The organism is Flavobacterium sp. ZT3R18, assembly GCF_007097385.1.
In the GTDB taxonomy this organism is placed as follows: domain Bacteria; phylum Bacteroidota; class Bacteroidia; order Flavobacteriales; family Flavobacteriaceae; genus Flavobacterium.
This window is the reverse complement of sequence record NZ_VJZS01000003.1, coordinates 38,320-51,417: the sequence shown is the minus strand read 5'-3', so window position 1 is coordinate 51,417 and position 13,098 is coordinate 38,320. Positions and strand designations below refer to the sequence as shown.

Below are 13,098 nucleotides of genomic sequence, written 5' to 3'. Positions count from 1 at the left end.
ATATTGTTTTGGAAAATTAATCGTCGTTGTCTAAATTCTCATTAAATGCCGATGGTAAAAGGGTTGGGATAAACTTAATTAAAATAGGTAATAATAAGCTACCCCCCGGAAAAAGAAAGATGGTTAGAGACGGTATCGTTTTGCAAATGTCTAGCAATTGTTTCTTTACTTTTTTCTTTTCTTTTTCGTCTAAATCCCTATGGGTAGAATGTGCTAAGAGCAGCATTAGCTCTTTACTTTGAACAATTTCCTTGATTAATCTAGTTTTATTGCGTGAAATTAAGGTAATAACACTCTTAGTGGTTTGATCGTAAAAATGTTTTACGGGATTAGAATAGTTAAAATAGGGGATTTCTTTTTTATGTTTTGCAATAAATCCATCTGTACTGATAATACTTTGCTCTACAAATTCATCCGAAATAGATAGGGTTCTGGCTAATGTATAAAGGAAATAAGCTTCATTATTCTCGATCACGCCATCGCTCCATAATGCCATTCCTGCGATATCTACTAAATATTTTTTTTCTAATTCATTTGTAAAATACTCCAATTGCAATGCTTCCAAAGTAAGATCTGTATTTTTAGAAAATTTGCTGTAGCGTATAGAGGCTTCAAAAAGTTTAATTAATAAGTCGTCATATTGCGTTTTATTCGTCTTGATTTTTAGGGCTAGAGTGACAATGTTTACTATAGTTTCCTCAATTTTCTTTAAATATTTTTCAGGAATTGCACCATGAATTAAATATTGGCGAAAAGCCAAAACATCTATAAATAACAAGGCATTGGTAACCAAATGTGAAAAGTTTTTATTGATGATGCTTTCATTGGTTTGAACGCGTTCGTCAATTATCTTTTCTAGGGTTAATGCTGGAGTGTTTTTGGGTAATAATTTTTTTAATAAACTAAAGCCTTGAGGATGCATTTGATTGTAAAATACATTGGCTTGTTCTATAAATTTGGCCGAATCATTTTCTTTGGTAGTCAAACAAAAAATGCTGTATAACGCATTTAATAAGGCTATTTTAGAGATTTCTTCTTTAAACCAATCTTTGGATTCAATAGGGAAAGGGGTGTCAAATGAAATGATGTGTCCATAGATAAAACCTGTGTTTCTTAATTTTTGATAAAAAGATTCTTCCGTTTCAAAAACTGTATGTTCTGATAACTTTTGTTTTATAAAAAATTTATCTATCCAACCGGATGCCGAAGGGTTAATCATTGCTTTATTTTGAATATGCAAAGCTATGTATTTTTATGGATCAATTTATATTTTGAATATTTATAAAATGGTTTCTTAAGGTAAATTTTGTGAAATCTCATTTTTTTTAATTTGAATCAATACCATTCGGTAGCTCAAATTCTTTCGTAAAAATAATACTAATCCCTCGATTTTTTATTTTGTTTGCAAAGTTCAATTATTGTGGTAATTCTATTGTTTCTGGTTTCGGGTCTTTTGGCTTGATTGAGCCAATAAAGATAGCTTTTTCGATAGGAAGGACTAAAGTTTTGATAGTTTTCTAAAGCTGTTTGATTTTGATCGAAAGCCGATGCCAAATCCTCTGGAATGATTAAATCTTCAACGGCGTCTAGAGAAGTCCATGAGCCATTTTGCTTTGCAATTTCAATTTTGGCCAATCCGCTTTCATGCATGAGATTATCATCAATGAGTTTTTCGATATATGTTTTGTTGAGTTTACTCCAAACGCTTTTGTCTTTTCTGGGCGAAAAGACTTGTTTTCGGCTGTGTTCGTCTACGTTTTTGACAGTAGAATCAATCCAACCGTAACAAATAGCTACTTGAACAGCCTCTTCCCAACGCATACTTTCAAAAGGACTATTTACTTTATAAAAAATCAAATACACACCAGTTGACGAATGATGATTGTTGTGCAACCATTCCCGCCAAGCTGTTGTGTTTTTAAAATAGTGATGTTCTTTTTCCTTCAAGAGAATTTCTGTTGTTTTATTTTATAATAGCAGAACAAGCGACTCTTGCGCCTGCATTTCCTGCTGGTTGAGAAACAAAATCATCCGCACCTTGATGTACAATTAGCCCTTTTCCTAGTATATTTTTTGTAGCATCTTCGCAACCAATACACCATTCGTCTGTAGTCAAAGTGATGGTTCCGTTTCCTTTTTCATCAGCTGTAAAATTGCCAATGTCTCCTTTATGATGCTCTTCTACTCCCCATTTTCCGTGTTTTTTGAAGGTTGGGTTCCAGTGTCCTCCAGCAGAGCTCCCATCAGCAGCAGAACAATCCGATTTTTCATGAATGTGTATGGCGTGAATCCCAGGTTGTAGTCCTGTAATTTTGGCTACAAAAGTTACCTTGCCTTTTTTTTCTACAAAAGCAGCTGTGCCGGTAACTTTACTATTGCTTTTTGATTCAAAGACTAAGTTTAGATTTTTGGAGTCGCTGGATTTGCTATTGGTCTTACAACCAATGATTACTGCAATAATAACTGCGATAGAAAAGATTATTTTTTTCATGATTTTTTTAATTGAATTCGATTATAAAATTAAGTAAAAAAAAGCGTGCTAAAATTAAAAGTTTCTTAAAATCTATTTAGACTTTTCTCCCACAAAATGGTTGGTAGGGGACAGGCTTGTCCGGGCTCCAAAATTCGAGAACCTATTCCTAATAGTGTCCTAATAGTTGTCTTTTTAAACGAAAATAATCATACCTTTTTTAAAAACCAAACAAGGAGTTAAAATATCATTTTTGCTTTTAAATTTTCGCTATTTTTACAAGACATAATTTCTGACATTTAAAAATAGGAACATGAAAAAATTAGCATTATTAGTAGTATTCATTGGTATGACATTAGTTTCATGCACTACAACAAAGTCAAATATGAAAACAGCTTCACTTGAAGGGACTTGGGAGTTAAACTATATAACCGGTCCTAGGATTGCTTTTGAAGGATTGTATCCGGGTAAAAAACCAACAATAAAGTTTGATCTTGTTGACAACAAGTTTTCTGGGAACAATAGCTGTAATCAATATTTTGGAGCTGTAATGGTTGATGGAAATAAAATAAATTTTAAAGACGCCAAAATGGGTATGACTATGATGGCTTGTCAAGGAAATGGCGATTCAGTCTATACATCTACACTGGAAAAGATAGAATCTTATACTATTAGTGAGGATGGGAAAACCTTGAGTTTTATGATGGGAGACGTTGTAATGATGCGTTTTGAGAAAAAGTAAGCTGCTTTCGCAGTGATTTTATAGTTTTTGAAGGGTTTTAAATATTTTTTAATCGGTTAGATTTAGTTGAAATAATTTTAAAATTTTATAAAATGAAAACAAAAAACATAGTTTTAGCACTGTTTATTTCTTTTTTTGTTGTCAATGGTTACGCACAAGAGAAAACAAAAAAACAATTAAAGGAAGAGCAAAAAATTGAAAAACAGAAACAAATTGAGATTTTGGTCAATTCTAAAGAGTTTGTTTTTGTGGCCAGAAATGCTTCTCCACTAGGATTCAGGACAATAGATTTGACTAGCAATTCAAATTATTTGAAATTCTATCCCGATTTGATTAAGAGTGAAATGCCCTATTTTGGGAAAGCATATGGAGGCATTGGATACGGAGGAGATGGAGGATTAAAATTTGAGGGCAAACCTCAAGATTACACAATTGAAAAAACTAATAAACAGTATAGAATTAAAGCCGTTGTCAAAGGAGAAAGGGATGTTTATTCCTTATTGCTTTCGGTTTATTTTGGAGGAAGCGCAACGCTCTCCGTTAGTAGTAATTATCGAAGTACCATTTCTTATAATGGTGAGATTTCCAAAATTGAACCTGAAAAAAAATAAGTTTAGTATGGAAGAAATTATAATGATTAGCACCCAAACCATAGCTCAATTTATTGAATTTCTTGCTGCGATTATAATTACTTATTCTTCTACAAAAGTAGTCATTCAGTATTTTAAGGATTCCTTTTCAAAAGCTTCGGGTTATTTACCAGATACGAATATTCGCCTTTCGTTAGGAAAATCTTTAGCAATAGCATTAGAACTTTTATTGGGTGCCGATATTCTTAAAACTGCGATTGCTCCATCTTGGACAGAGATTGGACAACTAGCCGCTATTGCTACATTAAGAACCGCTTTGAATTATTTTTTAGAACGAGAGCTTAAAGAGTCCAAATTATTAAAAAAAGATTAAATTATGAAATGAGTATGACCGTAAACACCAATGAAGATATGCGACTCGAACGATAGCGAACAGGCGAAGTAATTCCATATTCTAAAAAAACAAACAAACAAATATTATCTATTTATGAAAAATAAAACACTACTCTTTTTTACAATTATTTTAATTTCTGTAAATGCTTGGTCTCAAAAGCCTGCTGTTGAGCCAAATTCAGAAAAAGTATTACTGATCAATAACGTACAAATTTTTAATGGTAAAGATGAAAAAACGACTATAGGAAATGTGCTTATTGTTAATAATATGATTAGTAAAATTTCGACTGCTCCAATCCCAACTAATAAAAGTGGGGAAATAAAAGTAATTGATGGTAAAGGGAAATTCCTAATGCCAGGTCTGATTGATGCCCACACGCATATCATGATGGAGTCTTTAGACATCATGGAGTTGTTGAACAATGATATTGAATACATCACTGTAAACGCGGTTAGATCTGCGGAGAAAGACCTAATGCAGGGTTTTACTACTTTTAGGGATCTTTCGGGGCCTTCATTTGGTCTGCAAAAAGCAATCGACAAGGGTTTAATGATAGGGCCAAGAATCTATCCTTCTGGTGCCATGATTTCTCAAACATCAGGTCATGGAGATTTTCTTTCTGTCAATGCTGTTCCAAGGGATGCAGGATCAAGCCTTGATTTTACCGAGCGCTTTAATTTTGGGATTCTGGCTGATGGCGCGGATGAGGTATTAAAACGTACAAGAGAGCAGCTTCGTCTTGGGGCTACTCAGATAAAACTTGCAGCAGGTGGTGGCGTATCTTCTAATTACGATCCACTGGATGTATCTGAATTTACAGAAGCAGAAATGAAGGCAGCTGTTGACGCTGCTGAAAACTGGGGCACGTATGTAACTGTACACGCATACACACCAAGAGCTATACAAACTGCGCTTCGTGCAGGTGTACGTTGCATTGATCATGCACAACTTATTGATGAGGTTACAGCAAAAATGGTAGCGGATAAAAATGTATGGTTAAGCTTGCAACCTTTTATAGATACTGGTGTAAGTGTTTTTGCAGAAGGCTCTCCAAATCGAATTAAACAACAAACTATGTCACGTGGCACTGAAAGCGCCTACCTTTTCGCAAAAAAGTACAACATTAAAACCGCATTTGGAACAGACTGTTTATTTCAACCCAAGCATTCGGCTGCGAGGGCGGGTGATCTTACAAAATTATTGAAGTGGTACACTCCTTTCGAAATATTAAAAATGGCAACCTCAACCAATGCAGAATTGCTTACCATGAGTGGACCACGTAATCCTTATCCAAATAAATTGGGTGTAATAGAAGAAGGTGCTTATGCAGATATGCTACTGGTAGATGGTAATCCACTTAAAAATTTGAATATATTGGAGGACTATGATAAATCCTTATTAATGATTATAAAAGATGGTGTGGTCTATAAAAACACAATTAAATAAAATTCATTTAATAAAAACAATATGAAAAAATCAATCGCAGTATTTCTTTTACTGGCTTTAGTAAGTTGTAAAAAACAAGAAGTTACCAATCCAGCAGATACTATTTATTTTGGAGGAGATATTGTAACGATGGAAGGCAATGACGCTGTTTATGCAGAAGCTATTGCTGTAAAAAACGGAAAAATCCTTTTTGTAGGCACAAAATCCGAAGCTGAAAAATTTCATGGAGATGCAACCGAAATGAAAAATTTAGAAGGCAAAACATTGTTGCCGGGTTTTATTGATAGCCACAGCCATTTAGGAAATGCCATGAATATTATGGGACAGGCAAACGTGTCTTCGGCTCCGGTTGGCAATTGCGCCACCATTGCCGATATTATTGCCGAACTTCAAAAATGTAAAAAAAACAACAACATCAAAGACGGGGAATGGATTTTTGGTTGGGGATATGATGATACTCAGTTGGCAGAGAAGCGCCATCCCACCAAAATGGATTTGGATAAATATTTCCCCAATAATCCCGTTTATATACAACATGTGTCTGGACATTTGGGAGTTGCCAATTCTTTGGCTTTGGCCGATGCTAAATTTGATAAAAACACAAAAGACCCTGCCGGCGGGATGATTTTGCGTTTGCCTGGCACAACAGAGCCGTCCGGAGTTTTGCAGGAAATGGCGGTGCATCATTTTGTCGAAAAAGTAACAGAAGTCTTTGCAAGCCAGAAACCGAAACTATTGCAAAAAGCGCTTGATTTGTATGCCAAAAACGGAATTACGACTGCGCAAGAGGGATTCTCTGATGCGTCTACCGTGGCCTTTTTAAAACAAGCGGCCAAAGAAAAAAAAATATCGATTGATGTGGTTTCATTACCCAGCTTTCTTGATTTGGAAACGAATGTAAAAGATTCGCTGTCGAATTTTGGAGAATACCATAATCACTTAAAATTGGAAGGAACGAAAATCGTTGCCGACGGTTCTCCACAAGGGAAAACAGCTTTTTTTACAAAACCTTTTTTAACAGAAGTTCCGGGTTGTAGTCATGATTGCAAGGGGTTTTCAAATGTGACTCAAGCGCAATTGAATAAGATGTTTGAAGTAGCCTATAAAAGTAAAATGCAGCTTTTTGTGCATTGTAATGGCGATGCCACTATTGATATGCTTTTATTGGCGCATGAAACTGCCTGCAAAAACCTTAATCAACCATTAGACGCTGATAGGAGAACTATTGTAATTCACTCGAATTTTGTTCGAAAAGGTCAATTGGAGAAATATAAAAAGTACAATATTTCACCTTCTTTTTTTACCAATCACGCTTATTTTTGGGGAGACGTTCATGTTGAGAATTTAGGCAAAGAAAGAGCCTTTTTCCTGAGTCCTATTCATACGGCGGATAGCTTGGGAATCATTTATACCAACCATACCGATTATATTATTACTCCAATTAATCAGTTGTTTACGATTTGGTCATCCGTAAATCGCGTTTCTCGTTCTGGTAAAATTATTGGTGCAAATGAAAGAACCACTGCATATCAAGGCTTGAAAGCAATCACGATCAATGGAGCCTATCAATATTTTGAAGAAAAAACAAAAGGTTCTTTGAAAGAAGGGAAATTGGCTGATTTAGTGATTTTAGACCAAAATCCTTTGAAAGTAGATAAAATGAAGATAAAAGAAATTCTTGTAGTCGAAACTATCAAAGAAGGTAAATCAGTTTATAAAAAGAAATTGTAATTCTATCTATACGAACGGTTTTTAATCTTTTAAAAAATATAAAAACTAAAATGATCCATTTTTTTAAAAGAAAGTATTTGTTGAATTACGGTCTATGGCTATTGTTGTTTGTATGTATTCAAAACAACATGCAGGCACAAGTGTCTTCTAGTTCGGATGGTACATGTCCTCCTAAAACCTTTTTCGAATTGCTTAAAAAGAAAGATTCGCTCATGGTTGTAAAACCAATAAAAAATAGCTTTTTATTGGTCATTCCTATAATTGGAGTACAGCCTGCAACAGGATTTAGTTACGGTGCTACTGCACAATATACTTTTAAGGGCGGAGATCTTCTGGATAAATATTCTTCGGCAAATCTTGGCGTTGTTTTTACAACAAAAGATCAGCTGCTAATTAATGCCAAAAATAATATTCTGCTAAAGGATAATAAAATATACCTAAGTGGGGATTATCGATTGTATGTTTTTACACAGCCCAATTACGGTTTGGGAACTCATATTATTCCAACTCACAAGGAAGACCCAGATTTTGATATTGAATCGATAGCAGAACCGATGGATTATAACTATTTTAAGTTCCATCAAACCATTTCTTGGGAAGTAAAAAAACATTTTTATGTAGGAGCAGGAATAGAAATAGATTGGTATTCTGCCATTATGGACAAAAACGTTGACGTTGATAATGGAAAATTCACCAATCATTACAATTATAGTAAGCAATATGGTTTTGGCGATACTGAATATTTTGTAAATGGGTTGAGTCTTAATTTAATTTATGATTCTAGGGATAACCAGATTAATACGAGTGAGGGTTGGTTTGCCAATGTCAACTATAGATTTAATGCTGATTTATTCAATGAGCAAGAATCGAGTAGTGTGCTTTATACCGAGTTTAGATATTTTATTCCGCTAAGTCCAAAAAAGAAACAATTTGTATTAGGTATTTGGGCTTTTGGACAATTTGTGACTAATGGAGTTGTGCCGTATTTAAATTTGCCTGCTATAGGCTGGGATCAACGCAGCCGCAGCGGAGAAGGTTATACCCAAGGACTATTTAGAGGGAATAATTTAGCATATCTTCAAACTGAATTGCGGTTTCCTATAAGTTGCAATCAACTTCTTAGCGGAACTGTTTTTGCAAATTTTACAACGGCTAGTGATAAATTGAGTGACATTTCACTTTTTCAGTATGTGCAACCTGCAGTTGGGGTTGGTTTGAGGATTCTAATTGATAAAGCGACTCGCACCAATCTTATTTTGGATTACGCCGTTGGAAATCGTTCCCAAGGATTTTATCTTAACGCAGGAGAAACTTTTTAAGATTTTTAAAATTTGTTGTTTTAAAAAACAGGATTTTTTTCTTACTAATTTGAGTTGAGAGTTATGGTTGATAGTAAGCATAAAACTAACTTAAGGATGGATTTTGGATTTGGTGAAAGAGGAACTCTTAAAGGGACTTACATAAGTTTTGGCGAAGCATTTTAAATGTGTTGATTTTTATATGTTACATTAGGTTTGTGTAATTAATTGATACGTAAACTTTTAAAGTAAAAATATCATGAATTGTATTGTTAATTACTGTGAATTTGTTAAATTAGCTTATTCAACAATTAAATATAAAAAACATGAAAAAAGTATTTTTATTATTTGTTTTAGTAGTTTCGTCTACTGCATTCGCTCAATCTACTATGAAAGATGATATAGATATTGTACAATCTGTTTATGGGAAATCCAAATCAGAATTAGTAAAGCAATATATGGCATTATCAGGAGTTCAAGATACCGAGTTTACAAAAGTTTACGACGCCTATGAAGTAGAAAGAAAAAAATTAGGACAGGAAAAAATCCAATTGATTAATCAATATGCCACAAATTATGGATCATTAACAGATGCCAATGCAGATGTAATCTCTAAAGGAGCTTTGAAAAATAATTTAGCCTATGATAAATTATATGCAACTTATTATGAAAAAGCAAAAAAAACAGTTGGAGCAATAAATGCAACAAAATTCATTCAACTTGAAATTTATTTGCAAACCGAAATTAGAAGTAGCATACAAAATGCTATTCCTTTTGTAGGAGAAATAGAAATGTCAAAAGTCAAGTGAATATTTTACTTTCGTTGAAAAAAGAGCGTAATCTGAGTGTTACGCTCTTTTTTTTTGTGATTTTAAGTATGTTTTTGGTTATCAATGATATAAAAGTAATTATTTCTTCAGTGATAAGTTCTTTTGTCATAAAAAGGGTTGATTTTTGTTTCTTTTTTTCGAATAAAAATGTTAAATTTGTTAGTATTCTTTCCTAATTTTAAATAATTTAAAAGATAAATCATGAAAATTTTAACTACTCCGTTTAGAATTGTCTTCATTTTTGCATTAGTATTATTAATTTCTTCAACTAACGTTTTTTCGCAAGTAGCTTCAAAAGATTTTAAGAACTCGGTTAAGTTTAATGCGACAAATATGCTTTTGTACGATAGCTCTTATCAGTTTTCTTATGAACGTATTATAAAGGAAAATCAAAGTATCAATGTTTTTGTGGGGTATCAAGAATTTCCAAAGTTAATTGTAAATCTTACGGGAGTTGAATTTGACAGGAAAAGTAAAAGATCTGGATATTCCTTAGGTGCCGATTATAGATTTTATTTGGGAAGTATAAATAAGTACAGTGCTCCACGAGGGGTTTATTTGGCTCCTTTTGTAACTTATTTTAATTTTAATAGCAGTAGAGTATTCAGTTATACAGATCCTGATACAGGTGTTGTTGATAGCGCAGATCTTAAAATGAAATTAAATTTATTTAATGTAGGGGGAGAATTAGGATATCAGTTTGTGTTATGGGATAGATTCGTTATAGATTGTGTGTTATTTGGGCCATCGATTACAACCTATAAATACAATGTGAGAGTAGATGGAGATATTTCTTCATTGGATGATAATGAACTCGTTCAAGCAGTAATTGAAAAAATGAGAGATAAATTCCCTAATATAGGAAACCTCACAGGTGATGAAGGAATAGAAAAAAAAGGAGTACAGTCTGTAACAGCTGTCGGATTTAGATATAATATCAGTATTGGTTATAGGTTTTAAAGCTAAATAAAAGGGAATATTAGACCTCAAATATTTTTGAGGTTTTTTTTGGTTTCAATTTTTAGATTGACTTATGGAATTTGTTAAGCAGTTGCAAAAAGAGTAATGATTTAGAAAAGATTTTTAATTTCTTACAAAATTCAAGATATGGTTTTACTGAACTTTACTAGTATTAGAATAACTAAGTTTTCAATAATAACCCTTTTTTTTATTTCCAATTGGTCAATGTCTCAGGATCTTGAGCCGAGAGCTTATGCGAATGTGCCCAAAGGAGCCAATATTATGGTGGGTAGTTATGGGTTTTTGAAAGGTAATGTTGTTACAGAACCTTCTTTGCCTATTGAAGATTTTATTATTTCAAGCAATAATTTTGGGGTTGGTTATATGCGTTCTTTTGGTTTAGCTAATAAATTGGCTAGAATTCAAGTAGCGTTACCATATGTAATTATGGATGGGAAAGCCACCGTAAAAGGAGAAAAAATAACAGGAAATAGGACTGGTTTTGGGGATATGCGCATACGATTTGGAATCAATTTATTTGGGTCGCCTGCATTAGCTAGGAAAGATTTTGCCCAATACCAACAAAAGACACTATTTGGAGTAAGTTTAGTTATGTCGGTTCCTACAGGTCTTTATTATGCTGATAAAAGGATTAATATCGGTGCTAATCGTTGGGGATTTAAACCCGAAGTGGGGATATCCAAACGTTTTAAACATGTTTATGCCGAATTCTATTCTGGAGTTTGGTTTTATACCCAAAACGATGAATTTCTTGAAAATAAGCTGTTAAAACAAGATCCTGTTCTTTCTTTTCAAGGGCATGCCAGTTATTATTTTAAAAATCAAATTTGGGTTGGGATTAATATAAATTGGTTTAGCGGTGGAAAAACTGTTGTGGATGATTTACCTGCTGGGAGTGTGATTAATAGTTCAAGAATAGGTGCAACATGGTCAATGCCGTTATCAAAAAGCCAATCCGTTAAATTGCAATTCAATACGGGAACCTTTAAAGATATTGGGTTAAATTATGATTCCATTAGTCTTGGTTATCAGTATGTTTTCTTTTAGTTTTTAATAGAACTAAATTGATTCAACTTCTAAAATAGAGTTGTTTCTATTGATTTTCTAATACAGTTTTTTATCAGAGTAATTTTAAATAGTATTTTTTCTTGTTATAAAATTGTTAAAATGATTATATTTGAGGTCTTAGGTGCTTGATTATGAGTGAAAAAAGCAATCTGTATTTTTGATGAGTGAATTGTATTTCTCTGAGTTGAATTTTTTAAACTAAAAAACAGTTTATGGATTGTCCTATTATTAAAAGTCTTAAAATTGAATTTTTTATTCTAATTATTGCTTGTCTTTTTTATGAAGTTGGATATTCTCAAAATGAGGAAGTTGCCAGAATCATAAAATTAGACGAAGCAATACAGTTAGGTATTGAAAATAACAATCAGCTTAAAATAGCCAATTCGGATGTTAGTGTCGCCAACGAAAATTTAAGCCAGTCCCAAATAGCCAAAGTGCCTATGGTAGGTTTGAATATGGGATATAATTATATTGGAAATCCCAAAATCTACGATGGTTTTTATGGAAAGAATGTTACGGTAGATTATTTTGATCATCAAGGTTCTGCCAGTGTTTTTGCTACTATGCCGTTGTATTATGGAGGTGTGATCAACAATCAAATTGACAAGCAACAATTAATTGTCAATATGCAGGAATCGGTTGTAAAGATGACCGAATCGGAAATTAAGCAAGCCATTACAGCTCAGTTTTTTACTCTCGAAAAATTATACAAGCAAATCGAGGTTACCAAGCAGAACATTATCAATACGGAGCTTCGAATTAAACAATTGAAATCAAGGGTGGCCAATGGGCAAAACCTTAAAAGTGATTTGTTAAGAACCGAATTGCAACAATCCAATTTTGAAGTAGCCGTTTTTCGTAGTTCCAATTCTATTGAGTTAATCAGTAATTATTTGGATATATTAATTGGACTGCCAACCAATACCAAATTAAAACCAGTTTTAGAAGGAATTTTAGTTCCTAAAACAGATTTGAGTTTGAATGAAAGTTTGACTGAAGCTTATCAAAATCGAAATGAAATCAAACGTTCGGAAATCAATATCAAAATAGCCGAATCGGCTATGGATATTACCAAGAGTGGTTTCAAACCCAATGTCAATGCTAATTTGATGCTCAATACACAATATCCTGCACAATGGCCGGATTACCCCAATCTTCTCAATTATTGGGCAGCGGGAGTGTCGCTCAATTGGGATATTTCCAGTTTTTATAATTTAAAACATCGCATCAATGGTGACCAACTGCAAATCGATAAAAGTAACATCGCTTTGGATGCCATCAAAGATGTAATCAATCAGGATGTTAAAGCGGCTTTTGTCCGGTTTACGGAAAGTGTTCGGAATATTGTAACCTTTAAAAAAGACGTTGATTTGGCGCTGAGTAATTACAAAATTGTAAAAAGTCGCTACGACAATGATTTTGCCTTGATCAGTGATATTGTCGATGCTGAGTTGCAGTTGAACGAAGCAAAAATCTCACTGAATAATGCCAATATAGATTCGATTATTCAATATTATTCCTTGCAGTATGCAATGGGTAAACTTTAAT

General features: G+C 33.4%; 13 protein-coding genes. 10 read left to right on the top strand and 3 right to left on the bottom strand.

Annotated features, from left to right (window positions below):
• Nucleotides 1-16: 16 nt before the first annotated feature.
• From FNW52_RS04635 to FNW52_RS04625, 3 genes are all read right to left on the bottom strand, one after another.
• Complete coding sequence (locus FNW52_RS04635; RefSeq protein WP_143376521.1) at nucleotides 17-1,219, bottom strand: LETM1-related biofilm-associated protein; 1,203 nt, start codon at nucleotides 1,217-1,219, stop codon at nucleotides 17-19.
• Nucleotides 1,220-1,377: 158 nt separating this feature from the next.
• On the bottom strand, nucleotides 1,378-1,947 hold the full coding sequence (locus FNW52_RS04630; RefSeq protein WP_143376299.1) for a YdeI family protein: 570 nt from the start codon (nucleotides 1,945-1,947) through the stop codon (nucleotides 1,378-1,380).
• 16 nt (nucleotides 1,948-1,963) lie between these two features.
• Nucleotides 1,964-2,491, bottom strand: a complete 528-nt coding sequence (locus FNW52_RS04625; RefSeq protein WP_143376298.1) for a superoxide dismutase family protein — start codon at nucleotides 2,489-2,491, stop codon at nucleotides 1,964-1,966.
• 292 nt (nucleotides 2,492-2,783) lie between these two features.
• Here FNW52_RS04625 and FNW52_RS04620 point away from each other — a divergent pair, with 292 nt between their 5' ends.
• From FNW52_RS04620 to FNW52_RS04575, 10 genes are all read left to right on the top strand, one after another.
• A complete protein-coding gene (locus tag FNW52_RS04620; RefSeq protein ID WP_143376297.1) occupies nucleotides 2,784-3,212 on the top strand; it encodes an META domain-containing protein in 429 nt (142 codons plus the stop codon).
• Between the two features lie 92 nt (nucleotides 3,213-3,304).
• Nucleotides 3,305-3,823 (top strand): DUF4251 domain-containing protein, encoded by a 519-nt coding sequence (locus FNW52_RS04615; RefSeq protein ID WP_143376296.1) that lies wholly within the window; start codon nucleotides 3,305-3,307, stop codon nucleotides 3,821-3,823.
• 7 nt (nucleotides 3,824-3,830) lie between these two features.
• Entirely contained in the window at nucleotides 3,831-4,175 is a 345-nt protein-coding gene (locus tag FNW52_RS04610; protein ID WP_143376295.1) for a DUF1622 domain-containing protein, read from the top strand.
• A gap of 288 nt (nucleotides 4,176-4,463) precedes the next feature.
• Nucleotides 4,464-5,642 carry an amidohydrolase family protein gene (locus FNW52_RS04605; protein ID WP_255515490.1) on the top strand — a complete coding sequence of 393 codons (1,179 nt, stop codon included), beginning with the start codon at nucleotides 4,464-4,466 and terminating at the stop codon, nucleotides 5,640-5,642.
• A 21-nt stretch (nucleotides 5,643-5,663) separates the two neighbouring features.
• Entirely contained in the window at nucleotides 5,664-7,373 is a 1,710-nt protein-coding gene (locus tag FNW52_RS04600; RefSeq protein WP_143376293.1) for an amidohydrolase, read from the top strand.
• Between the two features lie 50 nt (nucleotides 7,374-7,423).
• Complete coding sequence (locus tag FNW52_RS04595; protein ID WP_143376292.1) at nucleotides 7,424-8,692, top strand: BamA/TamA family outer membrane protein; 1,269 nt, start codon at nucleotides 7,424-7,426, stop codon at nucleotides 8,690-8,692.
• A 305-nt stretch (nucleotides 8,693-8,997) separates the two neighbouring features.
• Entirely contained in the window at nucleotides 8,998-9,480 is a 483-nt protein-coding gene (locus FNW52_RS04590) for a hypothetical protein (RefSeq protein WP_143376291.1), read from the top strand.
• A 222-nt stretch (nucleotides 9,481-9,702) separates the two neighbouring features.
• A complete protein-coding gene (locus FNW52_RS04585) occupies nucleotides 9,703-10,461 on the top strand; it encodes a hypothetical protein (protein WP_143376290.1) in 759 nt (252 codons plus the stop codon).
• A gap of 225 nt (nucleotides 10,462-10,686) precedes the next feature.
• Nucleotides 10,687-11,529: a transporter gene (locus FNW52_RS04580; protein WP_255515489.1), complete on the top strand. Its 843-nt coding sequence runs from the start codon at nucleotides 10,687-10,689 to the stop codon at nucleotides 11,527-11,529.
• 233 nt (nucleotides 11,530-11,762) lie between these two features.
• Nucleotides 11,763-13,097 (top strand): TolC family protein, encoded by a 1,335-nt coding sequence (locus tag FNW52_RS04575; protein WP_143376288.1) that lies wholly within the window; start codon nucleotides 11,763-11,765, stop codon nucleotides 13,095-13,097.
• Nucleotide 13,098 lies beyond the last annotated feature (1 nt).

What these genes read in the sequence shown, in the direction of transcription:
- FNW52_RS04635 (WP_143376521.1), bottom strand. Translation starts at nt 1,219, where the DNA reads ATGATTAACCCTTCGGCATCCGGTTGGATAGATAAATTTTTTATAAAA.
- FNW52_RS04625 (WP_143376298.1), bottom strand. Translation starts at nt 2,491, where the DNA reads ATGAAAAAAATAATCTTTTCTATCGCAGTTATTATTGCAGTAATCATT.
- FNW52_RS04620 (WP_143376297.1), top strand. Translation starts at nt 2,784, where the DNA reads ATGAAAAAATTAGCATTATTAGTAGTATTCATTGGTATGACATTAGTT.
- FNW52_RS04615 (WP_143376296.1), top strand. Translation starts at nt 3,305, where the DNA reads ATGAAAACAAAAAACATAGTTTTAGCACTGTTTATTTCTTTTTTTGTT.
- FNW52_RS04610 (WP_143376295.1), top strand. Translation starts at nt 3,831, where the DNA reads ATGGAAGAAATTATAATGATTAGCACCCAAACCATAGCTCAATTTATT.
- FNW52_RS04605 (WP_255515490.1), top strand. Translation starts at nt 4,464, where the DNA reads ATGATTAGTAAAATTTCGACTGCTCCAATCCCAACTAATAAAAGTGGG.
- FNW52_RS04600 (WP_143376293.1), top strand. Translation starts at nt 5,664, where the DNA reads ATGAAAAAATCAATCGCAGTATTTCTTTTACTGGCTTTAGTAAGTTGT.
- FNW52_RS04595 (WP_143376292.1), top strand. Translation starts at nt 7,424, where the DNA reads ATGATCCATTTTTTTAAAAGAAAGTATTTGTTGAATTACGGTCTATGG.
- FNW52_RS04590 (WP_143376291.1), top strand. Translation starts at nt 8,998, where the DNA reads ATGAAAAAAGTATTTTTATTATTTGTTTTAGTAGTTTCGTCTACTGCA.
- FNW52_RS04585 (WP_143376290.1), top strand. Translation starts at nt 9,703, where the DNA reads ATGAAAATTTTAACTACTCCGTTTAGAATTGTCTTCATTTTTGCATTA.
- FNW52_RS04580 (WP_255515489.1), top strand. Translation starts at nt 10,687, where the DNA reads ATGTCTCAGGATCTTGAGCCGAGAGCTTATGCGAATGTGCCCAAAGGA.
- FNW52_RS04575 (WP_143376288.1), top strand. Translation starts at nt 11,763, where the DNA reads ATGGATTGTCCTATTATTAAAAGTCTTAAAATTGAATTTTTTATTCTA.